At 60.0% G+C, this 23738-nt stretch carries 28 protein-coding genes; 26 read left to right on the forward strand and 2 right to left on the reverse strand.

Going from position 1 to position 23738, the window contains the following annotated elements:
• Positions 1-75: 75 nt before the first annotated feature.
• The 7 genes from A9404_RS06035 to A9404_RS06065 all read left to right on the forward strand — a co-directional run bounded on the left by A9404_RS06035 (position 76) and on the right by A9404_RS06065 (position 6019).
• Positions 76-1458, forward strand: a complete 1383-nt coding sequence (locus tag A9404_RS06035; protein WP_197490451.1) for a peptidylprolyl isomerase — start codon at positions 76-78, stop codon at positions 1456-1458.
• Complete coding sequence (pdxA, locus tag A9404_RS06040; RefSeq protein WP_066099358.1) at positions 1455-2432, forward strand: 4-hydroxythreonine-4-phosphate dehydrogenase PdxA; 978 nt, start codon at positions 1455-1457, stop codon at positions 2430-2432. Before A9404_RS06035 ends, pdxA begins: the two co-directional genes overlap by 4 nt.
• A 36-nt stretch (positions 2433-2468) precedes the next feature.
• A complete protein-coding gene (rsmA, locus tag A9404_RS06045; RefSeq protein WP_231880958.1) occupies positions 2469-3308 on the forward strand; it encodes a 16S rRNA (adenine(1518)-N(6)/adenine(1519)-N(6))-dimethyltransferase RsmA in 840 nt (279 codons plus the stop codon).
• 76 nt (positions 3309-3384) lie between these two features.
• A complete protein-coding gene (gene pgl, locus A9404_RS06050; RefSeq protein WP_066099359.1) occupies positions 3385-4101 on the forward strand; it encodes a 6-phosphogluconolactonase in 717 nt (238 codons plus the stop codon).
• A gap of 4 nt (positions 4102-4105) precedes the next feature.
• On the forward strand, positions 4106-4531 hold the full coding sequence (gene apaG, locus A9404_RS06055) for a Co2+/Mg2+ efflux protein ApaG (RefSeq protein WP_066099360.1): 426 nt from the start codon (positions 4106-4108) through the stop codon (positions 4529-4531).
• 21 nt (positions 4532-4552) lie between these two features.
• Positions 4553-5170, forward strand: coding sequence for a class I SAM-dependent methyltransferase (locus tag A9404_RS06060; RefSeq protein WP_066099361.1), 618 nt, complete (start codon positions 4553-4555; stop codon positions 5168-5170).
• Between the two features lie 3 nt (positions 5171-5173).
• A complete protein-coding gene (locus A9404_RS06065; protein ID WP_066099362.1) occupies positions 5174-6019 on the forward strand; it encodes a symmetrical bis(5'-nucleosyl)-tetraphosphatase in 846 nt (281 codons plus the stop codon).
• Between the two features lie 10 nt (positions 6020-6029).
• Here A9404_RS06065 and A9404_RS06070 read toward each other — a convergent pair whose 3' ends face one another.
• A complete protein-coding gene (locus A9404_RS06070) occupies positions 6030-6311 on the reverse strand; it encodes a hypothetical protein (RefSeq protein ID WP_066099363.1) in 282 nt (93 codons plus the stop codon).
• 260 nt (positions 6312-6571) lie between these two features.
• On the opposite strand from A9404_RS06070, the gene A9404_RS06075 reads away from it, so the two are divergent.
• From A9404_RS06075 to A9404_RS06085, 3 genes are all read left to right on the forward strand, one after another.
• The gene (locus A9404_RS06075) at positions 6572-8086 is read left to right on the forward strand and encodes a leucyl aminopeptidase (RefSeq protein WP_231880959.1); all 1515 of its coding nucleotides are present in this window, start codon (positions 6572-6574) and stop codon (positions 8084-8086) included.
• Positions 8087-8108: 22 nt separating this feature from the next.
• Positions 8109-8933 (forward strand): M48 family metallopeptidase, encoded by an 825-nt coding sequence (locus A9404_RS06080; protein WP_082922782.1) that lies wholly within the window; start codon positions 8109-8111, stop codon positions 8931-8933.
• A gap of 97 nt (positions 8934-9030) precedes the next feature.
• Positions 9031-9273 carry a hypothetical protein gene (locus A9404_RS06085; RefSeq protein WP_066099365.1) on the forward strand — a complete coding sequence of 81 codons (243 nt, stop codon included), beginning with the start codon at positions 9031-9033 and terminating at the stop codon, positions 9271-9273.
• Between the two features lie 39 nt (positions 9274-9312).
• Here the strand turns inward: A9404_RS06085 and A9404_RS06090 are convergent, their stop codons facing one another.
• The gene (locus tag A9404_RS06090; protein WP_231880975.1) at positions 9313-10281 is read right to left on the reverse strand and encodes an OmpA family protein; all 969 of its coding nucleotides are present in this window, start codon (positions 10279-10281) and stop codon (positions 9313-9315) included.
• Positions 10282-10624: 343 nt separating this feature from the next.
• Here A9404_RS06090 and A9404_RS06095 point away from each other — a divergent pair, with 343 nt between their 5' ends.
• The 16 genes from A9404_RS06095 to A9404_RS06160 all read left to right on the forward strand — a co-directional run bounded on the left by A9404_RS06095 (position 10625) and on the right by A9404_RS06160 (position 23704).
• Positions 10625-10909 carry a pilus assembly protein gene (locus A9404_RS06095; RefSeq protein ID WP_066099367.1) on the forward strand — a complete coding sequence of 95 codons (285 nt, stop codon included), beginning with the start codon at positions 10625-10627 and terminating at the stop codon, positions 10907-10909.
• A 198-nt stretch (positions 10910-11107) separates the two neighbouring features.
• Entirely contained in the window at positions 11108-12658 is a 1551-nt protein-coding gene (locus tag A9404_RS06100) for a pilus assembly protein TadG-related protein (RefSeq protein ID WP_066099368.1), read from the forward strand.
• A gap of 228 nt (positions 12659-12886) precedes the next feature.
• Positions 12887-13450 carry a hypothetical protein gene (locus A9404_RS13375; RefSeq protein WP_156521258.1) on the forward strand — a complete coding sequence of 188 codons (564 nt, stop codon included), beginning with the start codon at positions 12887-12889 and terminating at the stop codon, positions 13448-13450.
• Positions 13451-13492: 42 nt separating this feature from the next.
• Entirely contained in the window at positions 13493-14014 is a 522-nt protein-coding gene (locus A9404_RS13380) for a hypothetical protein (protein ID WP_156521259.1), read from the forward strand.
• Positions 14015-14028: 14 nt separating this feature from the next.
• On the forward strand, positions 14029-14577 hold the full coding sequence (locus tag A9404_RS06105) for a hypothetical protein (RefSeq protein ID WP_156521260.1): 549 nt from the start codon (positions 14029-14031) through the stop codon (positions 14575-14577).
• A gap of 7 nt (positions 14578-14584) precedes the next feature.
• Positions 14585-15475, forward strand: a complete 891-nt coding sequence (locus tag A9404_RS06110; RefSeq protein WP_066099370.1) for a TadE family protein — start codon at positions 14585-14587, stop codon at positions 15473-15475.
• A 1-nt stretch (position 15476) separates the two neighbouring features.
• The gene (locus tag A9404_RS06115) at positions 15477-16166 is read left to right on the forward strand and encodes a hypothetical protein (RefSeq protein WP_197490454.1); all 690 of its coding nucleotides are present in this window, start codon (positions 15477-15479) and stop codon (positions 16164-16166) included.
• Positions 16167-16173: 7 nt separating this feature from the next.
• Positions 16174-16377, forward strand: coding sequence for a hypothetical protein (locus A9404_RS06120; protein WP_066099372.1), 204 nt, complete (start codon positions 16174-16176; stop codon positions 16375-16377).
• Positions 16378-16416: 39 nt separating this feature from the next.
• Positions 16417-17193: a Flp pilus assembly protein CpaB gene (gene cpaB / locus A9404_RS06125; RefSeq protein WP_066099373.1), complete on the forward strand. Its 777-nt coding sequence runs from the start codon at positions 16417-16419 to the stop codon at positions 17191-17193.
• A 3-nt stretch (positions 17194-17196) separates the two neighbouring features.
• On the forward strand, positions 17197-18549 hold the full coding sequence (locus A9404_RS06130) for a type II and III secretion system protein family protein (RefSeq protein WP_066099374.1): 1353 nt from the start codon (positions 17197-17199) through the stop codon (positions 18547-18549).
• Positions 18550-18563: 14 nt separating this feature from the next.
• On the forward strand, positions 18564-20276 hold the full coding sequence (locus A9404_RS06135) for an ATPase, T2SS/T4P/T4SS family (protein ID WP_066099375.1): 1713 nt from the start codon (positions 18564-18566) through the stop codon (positions 20274-20276).
• Entirely contained in the window at positions 20273-21127 is an 855-nt protein-coding gene (locus tag A9404_RS06140) for a type II secretion system F family protein (RefSeq protein ID WP_066099376.1), read from the forward strand. Before A9404_RS06135 ends, A9404_RS06140 begins: the two co-directional genes overlap by 4 nt.
• Positions 21124-22020, forward strand: a complete 897-nt coding sequence (locus tag A9404_RS06145; protein WP_066099377.1) for a type II secretion system F family protein — start codon at positions 21124-21126, stop codon at positions 22018-22020. The genes A9404_RS06140 and A9404_RS06145 overlap by 4 nt, the downstream gene beginning before the upstream one ends.
• Complete coding sequence (locus tag A9404_RS06150) at positions 22017-22370, forward strand: DUF192 domain-containing protein (protein WP_066099378.1); 354 nt, start codon at positions 22017-22019, stop codon at positions 22368-22370. Before A9404_RS06145 ends, A9404_RS06150 begins: the two co-directional genes overlap by 4 nt.
• A complete protein-coding gene (locus tag A9404_RS06155) occupies positions 22355-22885 on the forward strand; it encodes a BTAD domain-containing putative transcriptional regulator (RefSeq protein ID WP_066099379.1) in 531 nt (176 codons plus the stop codon). Before A9404_RS06150 ends, A9404_RS06155 begins: the two co-directional genes overlap by 16 nt.
• A 3-nt stretch (positions 22886-22888) precedes the next feature.
• A complete protein-coding gene (locus tag A9404_RS06160) occupies positions 22889-23704 on the forward strand; it encodes a TadE/TadG family type IV pilus assembly protein (protein WP_066099380.1) in 816 nt (271 codons plus the stop codon).
• The last annotated feature ends 34 nt before the right edge of the window (positions 23705-23738 follow it).

Raw genomic sequence — 23738 nt, forward strand, 5'->3', positions numbered from 1 at the left:
CAGGATGCCCATATTGCCGACAATTTGTTATTGTGCTTACCCCGAATACCCATGCCAGCGATCCGGATCATCTCTATGCCAGCCAAACGCTTCAATAGTCCCCTTTCACGCCGTGCCGCAAAACCGATCCTCGGACTGGCCCTGACCACCGCGCTGCTGTTCGGCGGCGCCGCGTACCCGGCCGAACCCCCAACCAATCCCCTGGCTGGCGCCGAGATGCTCGACCGCATCGTGGCCGTGGTCAACGAGAGCGTCATCACCCAACGTCAACTCATCGAACAGCTCAAGCGGGTCGCCAGCCAAGTCAACGTGGCCAGCCTCTCCCCGCAGGATCGCAAGCAGCTCGAAGAGCGCGTGCTCGACCGCATGATCACCGAGGAGGTCGAACTGCAACGGGCCAAGCAGCTGGGCATTACCGTGGACGACACCCGACTGGACGATGCGCTCAGCGGCATCGCCAGCCGCAACGGCATGAGTCTGCCGCAACTGCAACAGGCCGTCGTCCGCCAGGGCGAAAGCTGGCCCGAATACCGCGAATCCATCCGCAAGCAGATCATCGTCGAGGACCTGAAGCGCCGCGAGGTCTTCGAGCGCATCAACATCTCGGATCGTGAAGTCGACGACTATCTGAAGCAGTACACCGGCGCCAACACCGACACCACCGAATACCATCTGGCCCAGATCCTGATCAGCGTGCCGGAGAACGCCACGCCCCAGCAGGTCGAAACGGCCAAGAAGCGTGCCGAGGCCGTTCTGGAGTCTCTCAAGTCCGGTCAGAGCTTCGACAAGGTGTCCGCCGAGCGCTCCGATGCGCCGGACGCGACCAAGGGCGGCGATCTCGGCTGGCGGGACCTGTCGCGCATCCCGAGCCTGTTCATCGATACGGTCAAGTCCATGAAACCGGATGAGGTGAGCGGCCTGATCCGTAGCCCCAACGGCTTCCACATCCTAAAATTGCTGGGCGAACGCACCGGTGCACCGAGCAGCACCGACCTGACCGAATACGATGTCGAGCATGTTCTGATTCAGGTTTCCAGCCAGATGAACGCGCAGCAGGCCGCTGCAGAGGCCCAGACGCTCCGCCAGGAAATCATCTCCGGCAAGGCAAGTTTTGCGGATATTGCCCGTCAGTACTCCGCCGACAAGGGATCCGCAGCGCAAGGGGGCGAACTGGGCTGGATCAAACCGGCCGACATGGTGCCGGAATTCGCGGACATGGTGGAAAATACCCCGGTCGGCCAGATCAGCCCCGTGTTCCGTACCCAGTTCGGCTTCCATTTCCTCAAAGTGTTGAAGACCCGTCAGGTCAAGGTATCCACCGAATCGCTCCGCGCCCAGGCACGTCAGGCCATCGGCCAGCGCCGTGCCGACGAGGATCTCGTCAACTTCATCCGTCGCCTGCGTGCCGAAGCCTATATCGACAACCGCCTGACCGGCACCGTGAACGACGCGCAATGATCCCGCGGTTGGCGGTCACCAGCGGCGAACCGGCCGGCATCGGCCCCGATCTGCTGCTGACCCTCTCCCCCGCCGAATTCCCCGCCGAACTCGTGGTGATGGGCGACCGTCACCTCTTCGCCGATCGCGCCGCGCAACTGGGCGTCGCCTTCGACTGGCCCGACTACGATCCGCAACAACCGACCGCCGCAGGGGTAATCCGGTTCCACCATCACCCCTTGGCACAGCCGGCCCGCGCAGGCCATCTGGATGCGCACAACGCCCGATATGTCCTGGCGATGCTGGACAGTGCCGCGGACGGCTGCGTTCAGGGCGCCTTCGCGGCGATGGTGACGGCACCTGTCCAGAAAAGCGTGATCAACGAGGCGGGGATCGCTTTCTCCGGGCATACCGAATATCTGGCCGAGCGCGTGGGTGGCCACCCCGTGATGATGCTCGCCGCAGACCAGCTGCGCGTGGCACTGGCGACCACTCACCTGCCCCTGTCGGCCGTACCGGCAGCAATCACGTACGATACGCTCCTGCAGGTTCTGCGCATCCTGCACGCCGATCTGGCCCGCTGGCTCAAGAAATCGCAGCCGCGCATCCTTGTCACCGGGCTGAATCCCCATGCGGGTGAATCCGGCCATCTGGGTCGGGAAGAAATCGAGGTGATCGGCCCCGCACTGGAACAGGCGCGCAGCGAAGGCATCCAGGCCATCGGCCCCCTGCCGGCGGACACGTTGTTCACCCCGACCCATCTGAACGGGGCTGATGCCGTGCTGGCCATGTATCACGACCAGGGCCTGCCGGTGCTGAAGTACGCCGGATTCGGCGAGGCGGTCAACATCACCCTGGGTCTGCCGATCATCCGAACCTCCGTCGATCACGGCACGGCCCTGTCGCTTGCCGGAACCGGTCGGGCGCAGGGCGGATCGCTGCGGGCGGCCATCCGCGCGGCGCTTTCACTGACGGGTGCCGATGACGCAACCTGATTCCCACACCCCTTTTGCCAGGCAGGAACAAGACCGTTGAACGTTTCCGGCATCCAGGACGGCCACCGCGCCCGCAAGCGCTTCGGTCAGAACTTTCTGGTCGATGACGCCATCATCGCCCGCATTGTTTCGGCCATCGGCCCTCGCCATTCCGACCGCATGATCGAGATCGGGCCGGGCCTCGGCGCCCTGACCTGCCAGCTCATCCAGCCCCTGTCGCATCTGACCGTGGTCGAGCTGGATCGGGACATCATCCCGAAACTCAGTGCCCGCTGCCGGCAACTGCTGGGGCCCTCGGTCGACGAACGGCTGACCATCCTGCCCCAGGATGCCCTGACCCTCGATCTCGCCCCACTGGCCGCGGACGGCAAGCTGCGCATCGCCGGCAATTTGCCCTACAACATCGCCACACCGCTCATCTTCCACCTGCTCGACCAGGCCGGATTCGTCGCGGACATGACTTTCATGCTGCAAAAGGAGGTGGTGGATCGGCTCGCCGCCGGCCCCGGTAGTCGCGACTATGGCCGCCTGTCCATCATGGTTCAGGCCGTGGCCGATGTGGAGGCGCTGTTCGTGGTTCCGCCCACCGCCTTCAACCCACCCCCCAAGGTGGATTCGGCCATCGTTCGTATCACGCCCCTGGCCGAACGCCGCGTACCGGCCGACCTCTGGTCGCTGTTCGACGACATCGTCGCCCAGGCCTTTGCCCACCGGCGAAAAACCCTCGGCAACAACTTGAAACATTGGCTACCAGCGTCAACAATCAGTGAGGCGGGGCTCGAGCCGGGTATTCGCGCCGAGCAAGTCCCCCTATCGGGGTTCGTTGCCCTGGCCCAGGCGGCCCGGTCCGTGCCGAGACCGACCACGAACGCCTAACCGCGGTCGAACGGGACAGCACTTCTGCCCCCGTTTCGACCCAATCAGCGAGACCTGAGCAGCAACGAATCCGGCCATGAACATACAGATAAGCGAACGCCCCGAACAACTGGTCGCGGCCTGTGCCGAGCATCTGATATCCGTGCTGGCAGAAAGCATCGAGGCAAGGGGCCGGGCACGCATCGCGCTGGCAGGGGGCAGTACGCCCAAATCACTGTATGACCATCTGGCCAGTCCGGCACTGGCCAACCGAATCGACTGGGGCCGCGTCGACTGCTATTTCGGCGACGAACGGGCCGTGCCGCAGGGTCATCCCGACAGCAATTTCGGCATGGCCCAACGCCATCTGTTTGTGCCGCTCGGCCTGCCCAGGGACAACCAGTTCCCCATGATCAGCGCCCCCATGGGCGATCTCGACGCCGAGGCCGATCGCTACCAGGCCCTGCTCGCCGAGTGGGCCGAACCGGAGGGCCCCGTGTTCGACCTGATGCTCAACGGCATGGGTACGGACGGCCATTTTGCCTCCCTTTTTCCCGGCACGCCGGCCCTGACGGAGCGCGACCGCTGGGTCGTCGTCAATCCGGTACCCCAGCTGTCGACCCAACGGCTGACCCTGACTTTCCCGGTATTCGAACGGGCGCGGCATGTCTGCTTTCTGACGGCCGGCGCGGACAAGAGGCCCGCCTTTCAGGCCATACGGCAGCCGGACAGCGACCTGCCCTGTGCCCAGCTGGTCCGACGCCGCCCCACCGACTGGTTCGTCGACCGCGCCTGCACGGACACGAGTGACTAAGGACATGAGTTTTCTCAACGATTTTTTCTGCAACGCACCCAACGACCCCCGAGCGGAAGCCATCGAGGTGATCCCCCGTGCGGTCTATGTACCGCAACACTCGGATCCGGACAGCAACCGCTTTGCCTTCGGATACGAAATCCGCATCATCAACCATGGCGAGCAGACCGTGCAGCTCATGAACCGCCACTGGCGGATCGACATGGGCAACGGCTGCATCCAGGAAGTTCGAGGCGACGGCGTGGTCGGCGAACAACCCAAGATCGCACCCGAGTCCGAGCATCGCTATCAATCCGGCGCCGTGATCGAAAGTCCGGCCGGTCGGATGTGGGGCGACTATGGCTTCATCGACGAACAGGGCGACTCGTTCAAGGTGTGTATCCCGATCTTTCACCTCGTAGCCCCCAGCGACTATCGCCCCCTCCACTGAACCCGGCAGCGTCCCGCCATCATGAGCCTTCGCCAAACCTACACCCTCTGGGCACCGATCTACGATCGGATGCTGAGCCGGGCAACCCGACAGGCGCGCATCGCGAACCTCGAGACCCTGCCCGATCTGGCGAATCAGGTCATCGGCCTGATGGGCGTCGGCAGCGGGCTGGATATCGAACTGCTGCCCAACCACGCACCGCCCCGATGCTGTATCGGGCTGGACGTGACCCGCGCCATGCTGGACCGGGCCCGGCCACGCGCGGCGAATGCCCCTTGCCCGGTTGCCCTCGTCGAAGGGGATGCCATGAACACGCCGTTCGCGGATGGGGTGTTCGATACCGTGATCCTGCATCTCATTTTGGCCGTGGTTCCTCATCCCGCAGCAGCACTGGCCGAGGCCAGCCGTCTCGTCAAACCCGGTGGGCAGATTCTGATCTTCGACAAATTCCTCCGCCCCGGACAGAATGCCTGGTTTCGGCGGGCGGTGAGTCCGCTGATGGGACAACTCGCCACCCGCACGGACGTCGAATTCGAGCCGCTACTGGGCGCGCATCCGGAACTGACCCTGACCCGAGACGTGCCACTGCTGGCCGGCGGATGGTTTCGCGGCATCACGCTTCACAAGAATAAGGACTGATTCATGTCGACCTACGCGATCGGCGACCTGCAAGGTTGCCTGGACCCGCTCAAGGCCCTGCTCGACCGCATCCACTTCGATCCGACCAGCGATCGGCTGTGGTTCGTCGGCGATTTGGTGAATCGCGGCCCGCAATCGCTGGAAGCCCTGCGTTTCGTGCGGGATCTCGGCGACTCGGCAATCACGGTTCTGGGGAATCACGATCTGTATCTGCTCGCCTGCGCGTTCACGGACAAGCAACCCAAACCGGGGGACACGATGGACGAGATCCTCGAAGCCCCGGACCGGGACGAACTCATCGACTGGCTGCGCAATCAGCCGCTGATCCATCATGATCCCGAGCTCAACTGGACGCTGGTGCACGCCGGCATCCCGCCCACCTGGGACATCCCGATGGCCATGGCACAGGCTAAGGTGGCGCAAAAGGCATTACGGCAATCGGACCCGATGCCCTTTTTCACGGCCATGTTCGGCGAGCACCCGGCCTACTGGTCGGACAGCCTGAGCAAGACCCTGAAAATCCGCTACACCATCAATGCCCTGACGCGCATGCGCTACTGCACCGCCGACGGACGTCTGGACCTGAAGGAAAAGCGGCCGCTGGACGAAGTCTCGCCCGACCTGATTCCCTGGTACGACATGCCGCGGCGCGCCAGCCGCGACGCACGCATCGTATTCGGGCACTGGTCATCATTGGGGGAGGCGCGCGATCGGCGCAAGACCTGGGGCATCGATCAGGGGTGTCTATGGGGTCGCTCGTTGACGGCATTGCACCTCGATACGCGACCGGCCACCGTCATCAGCGAGCCCTGTCCCCGCTACCGGGAACTGGGCAAGCACAAGGAATAAACGGGCGACCTCATTTCCCGCCGCTGATCACCCAACCGGTGATCCCGGTGAAGGCGATCAGGAAACCGGCCGGTGCGAGCATCAACAGGTCGAGGAAGATCGAATGCCCGCCGCCCTTCACGAGAAACATGGTGCTGAAGCCACCGATCACGCCGATGGCGGTCATGACCGCCCCGATGATCAGCAACCATTTGGAGAACTGGCCAAGCCCCGATGCCCGAACCTTGGGTTCGTAACGATAGGGGTCCTGGATACCCGGTTCGAATTCGTCATCTTGTTCAGTATTTGCCATCTCATACCGTCCTGTTGAACGACCGTCGACAGCGGGAGGCACGTCGCGCATCGTATCCGGTCGAAAAGAAGCTCAATGCCCACCGGGCAGAACTTGTACGTCAATACCCCCTACCTTAACACCGCAGGGAACCCCGCGCATGACGATGTGCATCGGGGCCGGGAAATCGGCGGATCACGTCTCCGCATCGCGCTGCCTGTCGTACGGCTTCTGCTAGAATTGCTAACGTTATGCCCAGCCCTCAGATCAGGAGAACAGCCTTGTTAGAATTTTCAGTCAAAAGTGGTGCACCGGAAAAACAACGCACATCCTGCTTGATCGTCGGCGTTTATGAGGCCCGCAAGCTATCCGAGGCAGCCGAGGCCATCGACAAGGCCAGCGACGGACATCTCAGCGCCTTGACCCGTCGGGGCGACATGGAGGGCGAACTGGGCGACACACTCCTGATTCACGCCGTGCCCGGCATCCAGGCGGAACGCGTGCTGCTCGTCGGCCTCGGCAAAGAGCGGGAATTCGATCTGAACGCGTTCAACAAGGCGACGGCCGCCGCCGTCAAGGCCCTGCACTACCGCGGGACCACCGAGTGCGTGAGCCACCTGACCGAGCTCGACATCAAGGGCGTCGAACTCGAACAGATCCTGCGCCAAAGCGTTCTGAACGTCGATGCAGCCCTCTACCGCTTCGATCAGTTGAAATCCAATCCCGACCCGGGTCCGCGTCGTCCGCTGCGCAAGGTCACCTTCATCACACCCAGCCGCCGTGGGCTGCTGGAAGCGGAAGCGAGCCTTCGCGAAGCCATGGCCATCAGCGCCGGCATCCATCTCACGAAAAATCTCGCCAACATGCCCGCCAACTACTGCACGCCGTCCACCCTGGCAGAAGAGGCACGCAACTTGGCCGTTACCCACCCGAACCTGGTCGTCGACGTGCTGGATCAGGCTCGGATGGAAGGATTGGGCATGAACGCACTCCTGGCCGTGGCCAAAGGCAGCCGCGAAGCGCCGAAGCTCATCGTGATGGAGCACAAGGGCGCCAACCCGGACGATGCACCCATCGTGCTCGTCGGCAAGGGGGTCACCTTCGACAGCGGCGGCATCTCCCTGAAACCGGGCCTGGACATGGATCAGATGAAATACGACATGTCGGGCGCCGCGGCCGTCGTCGGCATCATGTCGATCGTTGCCGAGCTGCGTTTGCCGCTCAACGTCGTCGGCATCGTGCCGAGCGTGGAAAACATGCCCAGCGGCGGTGCGCTCAAGCCGGGCGACATCATCAAGAGCATGTCCGGCCAGACCATCGAAGTACTGAACACCGACGCCGAAGGCCGACTGATCCTCTGCGACGCCCTCACCTACGCCAAGCGCTACAAGCCCGAAACCGTGATCGACATGGCCACGCTCACCGGCGCCTGCGTGATCGCCCTGGGTCGCGTACCCAGCGGCCTGCTCAGCAACACCAAATCCCTGGCCCAGGAACTGCTCAAGGCGGGCGAGGCTAGTCACGATCGCGCCTGGGAACTGCCCCTCTGGGACGAATACCAGCCCCAGCTCAAGAGCAACTTCGCGGACATGGCCAATATCGGTGGACGGGAAGGCGGCGCGCTGACCGCCGCCGCCTTCCTCGCTCGCTTCACCAAGGACTACCGCTGGGCACACCTCGACATCGCCGGCACCGCCTGGAACGTCGGCGAGAACAAGGGAGCAACCGGCCGCCCGGTCGGGCTCATCAGCGAATTCCTGCTCCGACGCGCCCGTGCCAACGGGCATACGGGCTGATATTCCGGCAACCCTCGGCAGGATGAATGCCCTTCGCGACTGGATCCGCGCGCGCGGATCCAGCCAGCCGACCGCCCCGGAATTGCAACCCCGTGGCGGCACAAAGGCCAGCAGCCGGCGCAAGCCTGACGCCACTACCCAACACACTCTGCCGAGCACGGACCTCAACTTTGAACTGACGCGAAAATCCATCAAGCGCCTGTACCTGCGCATCAAGTCGCCGGACGGACGCGTCTCGGTCAGCGCACCGCACCATGTGCCGCTCAAACAGATTCACGCACTCCTGATCGAACGACAGGACTGGATCCGCCAGCATCAGATCCGGATTCAACAGCAACCGCGCCCCCATCCCGTCGAACCACTCGGCGCAGGAACCGCCATCCATTGCCTCGGCCAGCCCCTCACCCTGCGGCTGGCCACCAACGCCCGAACCAACCGTGCCGAAATCGATGCGGACATCCTTCGCCTTCATCGACGCGAAATCACCCCGACACCCGAGCAGATCCAGCACGGTCTGAACCGATTCCTGCGGGAAATCCTCCAGCAGACACTCGATGCGCGGGCGCGCCCGTGGGCGGAACGCATCGGCGTTGCCCCGAGCTTCATCGGCATCAAACGCATGAAAACCCGCTGGGGTAGCTGCAACACCCGGGACCGGCGCATCTGGCTGAATCTGGAACTCGCGCGCATGCCGGTCGAATGCATCGACCTCGTGCTCGTCCACGAAATGGTCCATCTGCATGAACGCCACCACAACGCCCGGTTCTATGCCTTCATGGATCAGTACCTGCCGGACTGGCGCCGGTGGCAATCGGAATTGCAGCGCTACGGCATGGCCGGCCTGTAAGACAGCCGCTGTGTAACAGCTGGTAACAACTGGGCAATAACCCCGAAATCCTCCCCGGAGAAACTACAGGCATCGCATTTCTCAGGGAGTTCATGCCATGTATCTGTTCAAAGCACTCGCGTTGGGCACGATCCTGATGGGCAATTTCATGCTGAGCAGCATCGGTATCGGCGATCCGGTCGCCGATACCCCGTCAACCCAAACGGAGCCTAAGCAAACCTACGGCTCCAAGCACGCCAGGAACCCGGCCACACCGACCCCGCCACCGGGCTCGCATAAACTGCGTTATGGCGACCGGATCACCCCACCAGCAAAACCCGCCCCCGCGACGGCAGATTAGCCGGATGCCCGAATCCCAGGAACCCTTCTCGACCTGGGATTACTGCAACACCATCTCCACCCGCCGGTTGCGCGCGCGCCCCGCCTCGGAGGCATTACTCGCTACGGGCGAAAATGAGGCGACACCCTCGGCCATCAATCGATCCGGCTGAATGCCGTATTTCGTCACCAGCGCATCCACAACGGCTTTGGCACGGGCCTTGGAAAGCGCGAGGTTGTGAGCCAGCTGCCCCGTATTGTCCGTATGCCCGACGATGAACACCTTCGCCTTCGGCTCAGCAACCAGCATTTTCGCCATCTGCGCCAACGTACCCTGGGAATCATGCTCGATCTGGGCGCTATCTGTCGCAAATTGGATCCCATACAGCGCGATATGACCATCTTTCGCCAAGCCTTTGCTCATCGCCCTGGCATCCACCGTCACCTGCCCCGAAGCCATCTGCTGGCGTTCGACCACACGCAACACGACCACCGGCATCGACAAGCCCGAACCTTTATCCCGGTCAACTACCATGAGCGACACACCCACCTCGCCCTGAGGCCGATCGAGAAAGGCCGTCAGAAACGAAAACTTACCCTCACCACTCGCCGCAGAAATCACATGGCTCACGAGATTGGGGCGCTTCGCCAAGGTATCCCGCACGCCACCAAGCAGCTGCTCGGCAAAACCGTAACCGCAATCCTCAAAACCGTGACAGGAAAATGCCAGCGTGAACCCACCCGCTTTCAGCGCGGATAGATAACTCTGAAACACCTCCTGACCACCGGCCTGCCCCGGCACGGTATACACCAATCGGGAGACTCGACCCGACAGATCCCGCGCTGCCGTCCAGGCATGCTTGTCGTCGGACCACCGCCCTGTCGGCAACGTCAGCGCCTCGAATCGCACGGCACGACATCCCGCAATCTCCGAACCCTTGAAGCGCGAAACAATCGGATTGTCCGCGCACCCCGAAACGTCGGAAGCCAAAACGTTGCCAAAGACAAGCAGACTCACGATCAAGAGCATCACGCGCCCCAAATCATGGACAGCCACCACCATCCCATTCCCATACAAACTACATGGCATATTGTGCATTTTTTCTCCTCCCTGACGAACGAAACATCCATGAAACAGGCCATCGAATCGCTGCCGTCGCAAGCCTTTTCAGGCAAAAAACCCCATTGCGGCACCAGCCTAACGACGGGTTTGCAAAATCACAAGTCCATGATAGGGTGAAAAAAGGATCGGGGTTCAACCCGACCTCCAGCGGCGTAATTCAAGGATTAGTATTAATTGCCGCTTGGACTAAACCCCCTTTGAGGTGCAGTCACTTTACCTCTGCATGATTTCGGTTTTACAGGAGTTGAACATGAAATTTTCACGCATCGCGCGCCCTTACGGCCTTCGTACCCGTCAACACGGTCAGGGCATGACCGAGTACATCATCATCACGGCACTCATTGCGATTGCCGCGATTGCGGCCGTGACCTACTTCGGACAAACCACCCGATCACAGGTTGCCGGCATGGCAAATGAACTGGCGGGGAAAAACTCCCAATCTGATATCGATAGTGCTGCCCAGGCAGCGGGCAAAGCCCGTGGCGAAGATAAACAAAAAACGCTGGATAGCTACAAGAACTCGACGGCTCACTAACACAGTTAAGAAATTCACTCCCGGCGAAGTATTGCTAGTCCCATTATTCGTCCTATTTTTTAGGGTAAGGGGAAGGGCCTACTGTTAGTCGCCAAGAGTGACTTGACCATCTGACAAAGCCATTTTGTCGTGCGAGGAGTTGCCGTGAAGCTTGTTGGGCCCAGGAAAACTGCCCCTGTTTTTTTGCCCCCCAGACCGATGCGAGGGCAAGCATTGGTACTTGCCCTCGTGACACTCGTCACCCTCGTGATTGGCGTCATCGTTCTGTTCAACACCGGACAAACGGTCGGCAAGAAAATCCAAATCGTCAACACCGCGGATGCCGCCGCCTATAGCGCCGCCGTGCAGCAGGCACGCGCCTTCAACATGATTTCGTACATGAACCGCGCGACCATCGCGAATCAAGTCGCCATGGCCCAAATGGTGAGTTGGTATTCATGGACGAATTTCGCCATTAGTGCGACCCATAACCTCAAAACCGCCTTGCGCGTTGTCGGTGTCGTACTGACTTTTTTTGGTGTGGGCGTGGAATTGCAAATGGTCGCCAACGCCTTGGAAAACGTCGAAAGTGGTCTCAAATCAGGGAGGGACATTGAACAAACGATGTTCAAAGCTGCCGCAAAAGCAATTTCCATCTTAGATGGCATCTACGCCCGTACCACTCAGCTCTTAGCGAATGTCTCGTCAACCGACGTGATCAATTTAGCCAGTCGGGTCGTACAACTGAATGACCCGAATGCCCACATCCCTCCTGAGGGGATTCTGATTCTCGCAACCAATGCCCGTACGGTGAATGGCTATATTCAACAATATCGCATTCCGAAGAACGGCGACCGATCAGCGGGGGCGGATCGATTAACCAACGTCGTTATGGAAGCGCGGGATCCGTTCTCGCGAGCGCGCAACGGAAACTTACTGGGGGTATTTCATAAGCGCGGGGGTACCGACCTAGTCAACTATCGTAACTGGGTTGGCGTAGACACCCTTAACTTCACGTTTTCCTGCCCCGTCTGGTTATGTGGTACGACGGGTTTTCCTCCTCATGCGGTGAGTTTCAATGTGCCCTTGGCATGGGGAGGCGGGGCCGCAGTCGACAAAAAACCATCTTCCTTCAAAAGTCTGGCCAATAAAAACAATGGCTGGTATGGGCCATATCGGGGAAATGGTCACGAATACGCAGGACAGGGGCACTACCGCCCCTATTCCGACGCCACCCAAAATGGCTTCTCCGGGTGGCTAGCTCTTTCCAGACCCGCCGAAGGTGCTAGTGACAAGGCATTTATCGAACCCAATAGCGGTGCGGGCTCATTTCTATCCAACACTTTGAGTAGCACGGTTGGGCTTCCCGACTATGTCGACATTCAGAAGGACAAGGCAACCATTCCCTACCTGAATGGCAAAAACGCCTCCGCCAATGGCGTAAATCATTTAGATGTCGGCCCCAGGTTCACCGTGCTCGTCGAAGAGTCCATGAATGATATCCGCACCAGTAGTCATATCCCCGGTATCGGGGGGGCACCGGATTTCGACATTCAGGACAAAACGGTTCGAAACAAAATGACAGCCCTATCATCCGCCGAAGTTTATTTCAGCCGTCCGCAAACCCTTTTCCCAAATTTGGTCAATTCACACCGAGAAATGGGCAGCCTGTTCAGTCCGTATTGGCACGCCCGTCTGGTGGAAACACCCTGTGTGACGCAAATAGCGGTTGCGGCCACCTATGGGGTGGTCGGCGTGTGCATACCATGAACAGATTACCTGCAATGCCCCGCGGCAACCGAGAACGTCATTCATGAAAAACCATCCGTTTAATATTAATTATATGAGTGGGCCAAACCACAGATAATCTTGGCCAACATGCATTGATTGGGGGCATTCATGACTCAGCTCACCATGAGGAATATTGACAATATCGTCTCGCGGCGGAAAATCAACAAAAACCAATAACGGAACAATAATCACGAACGAGAAACAACAATGAATACTAAAAACATACAGAAAATGCTTCTAAATAGGCCAGGAGTACTCAGTATCGCTCTCCTGGGTATCGCACTCATCGGATCGATCACAATTACAAAGGCTGCGCCAAAACTCCCTGATGAGGCCACGGGCAATGCCGGCACACTAAGCTACTCAGGATTTATCAGCGGAAAAATCACTTTTCATTCATCGGAATGCGCACATATTAATAACACTCTAGGCATGACTCTTCCCTATCAACCCAGATACCCGGACAACATTCAGCCACCGCCACCCGATCCAGGACCTTATTTGCTTTTTTCCAGTCCCGGTCATGGCGTCGACCTAAGATTAAATATTAGAAATCAAACGGCGACAAATACATTTTTCTCGATGAACCGACCTGCCGGTATAACTTGGGGAAGCAAACAGGGCATCTGGTTTGTCACTTTCAATAATTTCGAAATTTATGATTCTGAATACAAAGTGGGGAAAGAGGCCAGACCAATAACGCTGAATGGCACATTGACCTGCCTGTATGACGAGAAGGATAGATATAAACCCATTACCCCGTATCCTTGAAATTCTTCGACAAGACCTTCAATTAACCGACTGGGAGCAATTATGAACAACTTATCTACATTGTCACTACACGTACAGAAACCCACCAATCGTGATCTCCTGAAAAAATCAGCGGTATTTATGATCGTCCTAGCCACGTATTCCGGGATCTCTCCACCAAACCTCGTCCACGCGGAAAGCACCGTAGCAACCAAAGATATCCTGCATTACTCGGGAGCCGACAACGGATCGATAACCTTTCCTCATGCCTCCTGCCTCAGCAATGGCGGCAAGTTGATCATGCTTACGGCAGGATCCGAAACGGAGATTGGCCCTAAATTCGCCCTTTCAATCAACAAATCAGGCTCAGCTATCCTGGAATTTGTACCGAAAGGAAAAAACGAACTGAGTAATAATTTCGTCGCATCCTCCTCAAGTCGGCACGGTATTGCCGGGGTGGCATGGTCCCAGCGTCACAAAACCTGGTCAGTCGTCTTTACTCATGCGCAGCTTCAAAACCCCAGGGGCAGCGGTGCCCTAGTGCTCAATGGCTCGATTGCCTGCACCGAACAGGTACCGGGATAAGGAGGAGGCACAAAATGAGCTTTACCCGCACCGCAGCATGGCTAAACCCAACAACCGACCCGATTTATGCACGCGCAGGGGGGAAGCGCAGCATATGGAAGGGCCCCATGATCTTCGCTCTGTTCGCGGGCTTCGTCGTCATCTGCACATCCGGAAATGCCGAAGCAAAGAGTCCTTCCTCAAAAAACAGTTTACTTCATTACAGTGGTGCCCTAGCTGGCTCTGCCTCGTTCAATGCCCTCAATTGCACTCTACGTTCTGGCCATTTGGTTGGCCTGGGTGACTATGCCGCCATCGGGAAATCCACGGGGCCCAATATCACTTTTTTTGCAGCACACGATGATGGCACGGGCCAGCATCTGGGCTTCGTGCCCACCGGGAAAAACCAGCAGCATTTTTATTTCAATACCCGGGCGACCGATACGATCACGGGACTTGATACCACTCAGATCACAAACAACGGCACGATCACGTTCAAGCACGTCGAATTACATAACCCCGGGGCAACCCATGACCGGTTGACGCTTAGCGGCACACTCCGTTGCACGAGTATTACCCGGTGATTCGGTCATGACTCGCTCCACCCTCCCCCCTCGTATCCAGAATGCCCATCGCCGCAGGCAAAACGGGCAAAGCCTGGTCGAAATGGCGATTGCCCTCACGGTACTGGTGCCACTGGCGGCGGGCATCATGCTCTTGGGACAATTTATACACATAAAATTGCAAACCCAGAACGCCGCCCGTGAAGCCGCCTGGGCAGCAACGGTAGACCCCGCACTGGCCACGGCATCATTGCCGAATCGGACACAGGAAGAAGCAAGACTGCGTCAACATCAGTTTGCAAATGCCAATACAGCCCTGCGTAGTGGCGGGGCGTCGCCCGCACAATTGCCCGACCCCATGCTAACTACGTTCGCGGGCAGAGCCTTACTCAAACCGGGTGACCTGACGTTAACCGTCTACCAGCAGCAAGCAGCGCCAAGTTACCTGAGTAATGTCATAGGCATATTCGGAAACGCCCTCTCTCAATTGGGTTTCGACAGCACCCTGCCCCCGAATCGTCAAGGACTGATCACTGCTGAAGTCCATGCTAATACCCAAAAAATCCGAGGGCATAGTGGGTCGCCATTGACGTTTTTGGGCGACCTTGCGACTCGTCGTCTGGACTTCTCGTCCAAAACCGTTTTATTAGCTGACCCCTGGGATGCAGCAGGCAGCGGCGAAACCTTGAATGGTCAAATGGCGGGCGGAGCCTATGCCAATCGCACGGTTCGCGGTGTCATCGAACCCCTGGTACCAACCACATGGCTGAAAGGCGGTTTCAAATCAGCAATCCTGAGTTCGGTTCACCTGCTCGGAAGCATTCCGCTGATGGATCAACTCATTACCCCGGGTCTTAATAATTATGAGCTCGGCCGAACCGCCCCGGATGTCGTCCCTGTCGACAAGCTGGTGAAGTAGCATGAACGCTCAAAGACCGAACAAACGACTTTGGCGCCAGATGATTATCCATCTCGGTCTCTGGCTACCAATTACGGCCATGGCCGGGTTGTTCTCCTGGCCTACGCCCCCATTGCCCCCAGACACCACGACCCAAAACGTAGCGGGGCGGATCGTCTTCAACGGCCTGGACATGCACGCCCAGACATTTTCGTCGCCCCGATCGCCGGACGAGATTCTGGCGTTTTATCGCAAAGCTTGGGCAGGACAAGTCGTCGTCAACCCGATGGGGCATGAACAGGTCATCGGTCACCGTCAGGGCGATTATTTCATGACGGTCCAGGTCAGTGCGGCGGGCGGCGGGAGCAAGGGCAATATCGGGGTGGTCGATATCACCTCCGCCCCCGCGCATTTCGTGCCGGGCGAGGGCCTGCCCAAACCGATGGACTCCAAAGTGTTCAACGACATCCGTTACCCCGACGACCCCATCCCCTCGCGCATGGTCGCCCTGCAGAACCACTTGTCACCGCGCCAGAACGCCGGCTTTTACCGCGAGCGACTGGCGGGTGACGGCTGGAAGCCCGTGGACGATCATTGCAGTGCGTCCGGCTGCGTGCTGGATTATCAGCGGGGCGACCAAAAAATGAATCTGGCGATCACGCCGGGTCCACAGGGTCGATCGCAACTCGTCATGACGATTCAGAACCCTTAGGTATCCGATGAAAAACCACCCATGCCAACCCGGTGCCCCCAAACGACTGCCGCGATATCGCCGACAGCATGGTGCGGCCCTGGCCGAATACGCCATCGTCACGTTTTTGTTCGTGCTGGTGCTGGTGGGCGGGCCGAATGTACTTCATCAGTTGGCGCAGGCATTGAGCGATGCCTACCAGAGCTTTGTGTTCGCCTTGTCGGCCCCCTAACCCCGAAGACTCCCTGAAATCTCTACAAAGGACTTGTCGATGCCAAGGATCAATCGAAATGTTGTTTACATTCTGGTCGCTCTGTTGCTGGGCGTTCTGGCCAGCTTCATGGCCATCCAGTACATCAATGGACAGGTCGCCGCGCGCACCCACGCCCCGGTACAGGCGAAAACGCGTGCCGTCGTCGTACCGACGCACGATCTCAAGGCGGGAGACACGCTGACCGCGGACGACGTTGCCTCACGGGATATCCCCCAGGACTTCGTACCGGCCGACGTACTGACGCCAGATAACTACGGCAGTTACCTGGGCCAGGTGCTCCGCACGCCTCTGGCCCAGGGCGCCCCCATTCCCACAACGGCTCTGGAGCAGATCGCCGACCACTTCTCCGCCATCATCAACCCGGATGACGTGGCTTACACGATACAGGTGAACGAAACCAACTCGATCTCGGGCTTGATCGTGCCGGGCGATCACATCGACATCTTGCTGCTGGTGTCCAAAAACGAGAAAGACACTATCCGTCCGCTGTTGAGCGACGTGCTCGTTCTGGCGACCGGCAAACGCGCCCGAGGGCTGAAGACCGGCGACCATGCCACCGACAGCAGCTTTTCCAATGTCACGCTGGAACTCAGCCCCCGCAATGCGCAGCGCCTCAGCATGGCCAAGAAAATCGGTCAGTTGCGGGTCATGCTGCGCTCGCCGGAAAACCGGGGCGATCTCAATCTGAAACTACTCAGCGAAGCGGATCTGCTGGGTACCGGCCGACCGGGATACGGTCGAGGCGTTCAATTCATCATAGGCGGGAGTCACTAGCTCATGGATTCGAGTTTTCATCACGGCATTTTCCGGCGAGCGGCAGGCATACTGTATTGGATCGGCCTCATTGGCCTGTTTTCCACCGCGGCCATAGCCAGCCCCCCAACGCCCCAGATACCCGAGACACTCACCCTATACGCCGGGCAGGCGGTGGTGCGTGATGCCCCCGGCCCCCTCAAGCGCGTGGCCGTGGGCAATGGCAGTCTGGTCGAAGTACGTGTACTCGATCACAACCAGATGGTGATCATTGCCAACAAACCGGGAGATACCTCACTGCAGCTTTGGATGCGCAATGGGCAGCAACGCAACATCTCACTCCATATCGTGACGGGGAACACCGATCAGGTGGCCGATCTGGTGCGTCGGCTTCTTGATCACAATCCGGCCATCGCCGTGAATACGGTGGGCGGCAATGTCGTCTTAACCGGGACCAATCTGACACAAGAAGATCTCACCCAGATCGCCGCCATCAAGAAGGTCTATCCGCAGGTACTGGATTTCACCCAGGCCAACGCAGTGCAGATGAAACCCATGGTGATGATGAAAGTGCGCATCATGGAATTCGACAAAAACGCCATGAACAAAATCGGTATTCAGTGGGGATCGGTGCTGGATGGTCCCGGTGGAGGTCTGGCCCACGACTGGTCGGGCAATTCGCAATTCCGCATGACACCGAGCACCTTCGGCGGTATCGATGGCACCGGCCAAACCGTGAAACTGCCCCTCGCGCTGTCCGGCACCCCCGCCTACTTTGGCCTGGTGACGTCGATCACCTCGAAAATCAACCTGATGATGCAGACCGGCAATGCCTGGGAACTGGCCACGCCACAGTTGGCGGCGCGTAGCGGCGGCGTCGCGGATTTCCTGGTGGGTGGTGAAGTCCCCATCCCGGTCACCCAGGGGCTGGGTCAAACCTCGGTCGAATACAAGCCCTACGGCATCAAACTGCACATCGAACCCGTGGTCAGTAGCGACGGCAACATCACCACCAGCGTCAAAGCCGAGATCAGCCATATCGACCCCAGTGTAACGGTACAGGGTTACCCAGGGTTTCTGACTCGAAAAGCCAGCACCGAAGTCAACGTGCATGAAGGGCAGACCATCGTCATTTCCGGCTTGGTCGACTCTTCCGGCTCCAAAGCCCTGGACGAAGTCCCAGGGCTGGGTCAGATACCGGTGCTGGGCGAGCTGTTCCGCTCGCACAATTTCCAAGCCAAACGCACCGATCTTGTGATTTTCGTCACGCCCTACATCGTCACGCCCCACTCGCCGCGCAATCAGAACCTGATCGACAAGAGCAACCATTTGCGCGACGACTTCCAGAAAGCCATGGGCGACAACATCATCAACTGAACGGGAGGGAAACCATGTTCGTGGTAGAGATCGAAACGTCGAATCGGGCCCCTCGTCAGGTTCGATGCCTGAACGACAGTTGCGGCATCGGGCGGGGCGAGGACAACCTCATCATGCTGCAGGGCTGGAACATCGCCGGAGAACACGCCCGAATCCACGCGCGGCACGACGGTGCCTACATTCAGGCACTCAGCGGCCGGACGCCCATCATCGTGAACGGCGACCGGGTGCAGGAACAGCACGGTCCCCTGCGCCGGGAGGACATCGTCGCCATCGGGGCCTATCGGTTGCGCATCCTGGCCGAGTCGGAACACACATCGCCGGCACCGGCCGAGAAGGAACCCGTGCAAGCCGTGCCTGATGGCGCCCCACAGGCGGGGGAAACAACGCAGGTTTCGAATTCGACGGCGACTGTCAGGCCACCTCTGCCATTGCAGAACTCCGAGATGCTGTCCTGGCGACAGCGTATCCATTTCGCCCTGGTCAAACAGATGGATCTGCGCCGGGTCGACGTTCACGGCATGTCCGATGAGGAGCTTCGCGCCAAAACGGCAGCCCTTATCGAAGAAATCATCGAGAGAGAAGCTACGGAACTGCCGTCCGACATCGAACGCAGCCGGCTGGCGAAGGAGGTGCTGGACGAAGCCATCGGTCTGGGACCGCTGGAAGATCTGATCGCCGACGACAGCGTGACCGAAATCATGGTCAATCGGTCCGACGAGATCTTCATCGAGCGCGCCGGCCGAATCGAACGTTCGCCGGTCATCTTCACCGGCGACAAGGCGGTCCTGTCCGTCATCGAACGGATCGTCGCTCCGCTGGGTCGACGGATCGACGAAAGCTCGCCCATGGTCGATGCCCGACTGCCGGACGGTTCCCGCGTCAATGCCGTCATTCCGCCCGTGGCCCTGCGCGGCCCAAGCCTCAGCATCCGGAAATTCAGCAAGCGCAAGATGAGCGGAAGAGATCTTCTGGCCTATGAATCCTGCAATGCCGCGATGCTGGAATTCATCGAGATGGCCGTGCGGGAAAAAAGGAACATCATCGTCACGGGAGGTACCGGCTCGGGCAAGACCACCCTCCTGAACATCCTCTCGAACTACATCCCCGAACACGAGCGGATCGTCACCATCGAGGACGCCGCCGAACTCAAGCTGACTCAGCCCAATCTCGTCGCGATGGAGTCCCGGCCACCCAACCTAGAAGGCAAGGGGCAGATCGTGATTCGCGATCTCGTCCGCAACAGCCTGCGGATGCGTCCGGACCGGATCGTGGTGGGCGAGTGCCGTGGGGGCGAGGCACTGGACATGCTGCAGGCCATGAACACGGGCCACGAGGGCTCGATGACCACCGCCCACGCCAACACGCCGCGCGACGCCCTCTCGCGACTGGAAGTGATGGTACTGATGTCGAGCATGGATCTGCCGGTCGCCGTCGTTCGCGAACAGATCGCCTCTGCCGTCGATCTCATCATCCATCAGCGTCGCTTTCCCTGCGGTTCACGCAAGATCACTCACATCTGCGAGGTGACGGGCATCGAAAGCGGCACGATCCAGACCCAGGACATCTTCCTATTCCGGGGGCGAGATCATGGCAACGCCGACAAGAAGGTCCGCGGAAAATTCGTCGCCACCGGTGCCGTGCCCGAGTTTTACGAGGAGTTGGCAGAACGGGGGGTCGCGGTCGATCTGTCGATCTTCAAACCTGCCGACGGGGAAACCCCATGAACGACAACCTCATGGCCGTCGTCCTCGTCGTGTTCCTCAGCGTGACGCTGTTCGGCTACGTGCTGATGCGCGGCACGATCGCATTCATGGGGCGTTATCGAGAAACCTTCACCGAACAGGCCAGCTTCACCCTCGCGGACATGTTCCTGTTCCTGGACACCCATGTTCTGTGGCGCATCAACCTCGTCGCCTTTATTGCCATCCCGCTGCTGCTGTGGTTTCTCACGAACAACCTCGTGCTCGTGGCCGTGGCCCTGGGGGTGATCGCCATCCTGCCGAAAAAACTGTACGCCGTATTGCGTCAACGACGAATCGACAAGATCCAGCAGCAGTTACCCGATGGCCTGATGATGGTCGCCGGCAGCATGCGGGCAGGTCTCGGCTTCGCACCGGCGCTTGAAAGCCTCGCCCGCGACACCGATCCGCCCTTGGCTCAGGAGTTCGCGCTCGTCCTGCGCGAACAGCGCATGGGCATCAAGCTGGAAGAAGCGCTGGCCCACTTCAACCAGCGCGTGCCGGTTCAGGACGTCACGCTGTTCGTGTCGGCCGTGAGCATCTCGCGCGAGGTGGGCGGCAACCTCGCCGAAAGCCTTGCGTCTCTGGCGGAAACCCTCCGACGCCGCCTGATCATGGAAGGTAAGGTGAAATCCCTGACCGCTCAGGGACGACTCCAGGGCATCGTCATGGCCCTGATGCCGGTGGGGCTGATCGCCTTTCTCTCGCTTGCCTACCCCGACACCATGCACGACCTCTACCACACGCCCATTGGCTGGGGCATCGTCGGCATCGCCGTCGTCATGGAATACCTCGGGTACCGGATGAGCCTCAAGATCGTGACCATCGACATATGAATACCACCACCTTCGTCCTACTTATCGGCCTACTCATCAGCAGCTCCGTCGGACTGCTGTTCTGGGCCGTCACCGGTTTCCTTCGGGACGTCCCGGAATCCGATCGCCAGTTTCATGATCCGCTGCCCCTTGGCCTGCGCCTCATCTGGCCCCTGGTCAATGCCGTCACCTTCGTGATCGCGCCCAGACTCTCGCCGGACAAGCTCGAGAAGGCCCACCACGACCTGCAAACCGCCGGACAGGACTTCGTCCTCACGCCGGAACAGCTCTACGGATTACGCGTCGTGGCCATGGTACTGGTCATCGGTTTTCTCTGGCTGATCCTCACCATGCTCCACAAACAGACGCTCCCCCTCTATGGCGGCGCGCTCCTGTTTGGCGGCCTGCTGGGTTGGCTCTATCCCAGCCTGTGGCTCACGGAGCGGCGCAATCAGCGTCGCCGTCTGATCATCAAGGATCTGCCGATCTATCTCGACTTCATCACCATGGCCGTTGAGGCCGGCCTCAACATGACCGGCGGCATCGAACAGGCCACCCTCAAGGGCCCCAAGGGCCCGCTGTCCCAGGAATTCACGCGCCTGCTGCGTGACATGCGCTCGGGACTCTCCCGCGCCGAAGCCTTGCAACGCCTGGCCGATCGAGTCGACATGCCGCAGATCTCCACCTTCACCGGCACGCTGATCCAGGCAGACCGGGTGGGCGCCAGTCTCGGCAGCAGCCTGCGTGCCCAGGCCGAACAGCGCCGGGAAGAACGCTTCCTGCGCGCGGAAAAACTCGCGCTCGAGGCCCCGGTCAAGATGATGCTGCCGCTCGTCATGTTCTTCTTTCCACTGATTTTTCTGTTTCTGGCGTACTTCATCTATCTGCGGATGCAGCAGGAGGGCATTCTATGAATCCCGGCAGTATTTACCGTCACGGTCAACCCATCGTTCCCCTGGCCTGGCAAGCCGACCGTCCCTGGAGCCGTTTGCGGGGCCTGCTCGGGCGACCGCCCCTGGCCAACGATGCACAACAGGCCCTCTGGCTCGTACCCTGCGGCAGCATTCATACCTTCGGCATGCGTTATTCGCTGGATATCGTTTTCCTCAATCGCGACGGACATGTGCTCGACTGGCACGAACACGTCAAGCCTTGGCGAATGCGGCAATGCCACGGCGCCCATCAGACCGTCGAGCTTGCCCCCGGCAGCCTGTCTCGATTGACCCCGCAATGTGGAGAGCACTGGCAATGGCGCTGCAAATGACTTTCCGCGGCATGGCCCTGGGCCTCGTCATCCTCGGAGCGGGCCTGACCGGTTGCGCGACACAGCCGCACTCGGAAAATCTCCCCGACGTCATGGCCTTGCAGCAACATGCCCGTCTCGCCTACGCCGAAGGTAATCTGCCCCAGGCCCAGGCGGACTATCGACAGCTGACACACCTGCTGCCGGAAGACGAAGACACCTGGTTTCATCTGGGCAACGCCTACGCACGCGGCAATCAGCCAGCCCTGGCCGTCGAAGCCTATCGACACGTGCTGGGTCACGATGCGGCCTATGCCAAGGCATGGCACAACCTCGGCATCGTGCTGATGCAACAGGCCGAAGCGGCGTTCGCAGAAAGCGCCCGTCACGCCCATGGCGACCCGACGCTCCAGAAAGCAAGTCTGGTGATGGCCCAACGAATCGCCCGATTGACACAACCCGAACCGAACGCGGCGCCGAACAGCGTACCTGAAGCCGCCACACCACCCCCGTCGCCGGCCGTACCGGAGAATTGAATCATGATCCGTCACCCCACCAACCGTAGCCAGCGCGGCCAGGGATTGGTCGAAGCGGTGATCGTCATTCCCGTTTTCGGCGTGCTCCTGCTCGGCATCTTTCAAGGCGTGCTGCTCTACCGAGCCAAGGCCACGCTGGACTACGCCGCCCTCATGGCCGCCCGCAGCGGCGCCACGCATTTCGCCCAACCCGGCCCGATGCTCGACGGCCTCGCCCGGGGCCTCATGCCCCTCTACAGCCACCAGACAGGCGGCACCACATTGATCGCCGCCTACGCCAAAGCCAAGGCCGACCTGCAACTGGCCCAGGCAGCAAGCATCCACATCGCCAGCCCCACCCGGGCGGCCTTCAACGACTTCCAGCAACCCGAATTCGACGGCGTGAAGGCCATCCCCAACGACAGCCTGCCCTTCCGCGGCAGCCACATCGGCCCGCAGAGCCACCTCACCGTACAGGACGCCAACCTGCTCAAGATCCGCGTCACCTATCAGTACCCCCTGATCGTGCCGATCATCGACCGGCTCATCGGCCACCTCGATCTGGCCCGAACCGCAGCCGCAGGACACAAGGTGTACAGCCTCGGTATCCAGGCCCAGGCCACCGTCTATATGCAAACGCCAATTCGCGATCCCAAGCTGCTGCCGACGGGCACTGGCACTGGCGGAAATGGAAATGCCGGAGGCGGAAATAACAAACCGGGAGCCCCTCAAGGGAGTGGGAATACCGCACCACCACCAGCTCCACCACCCAGCGGATCTGGCGGCTCGACGCCCCCAACTGGCTGCACCCCAAGCGCAGGCATCTGTTGCATTACTTGAGTCCGAAACCCACCGCGCCATTGAAGGCACCGCA

The sequence above is a fragment of the Halothiobacillus diazotrophicus genome (assembly GCF_001663815.1).
GTDB lineage: Bacteria > Pseudomonadota > Gammaproteobacteria > Halothiobacillales > Halothiobacillaceae > Halothiobacillus > Halothiobacillus diazotrophicus.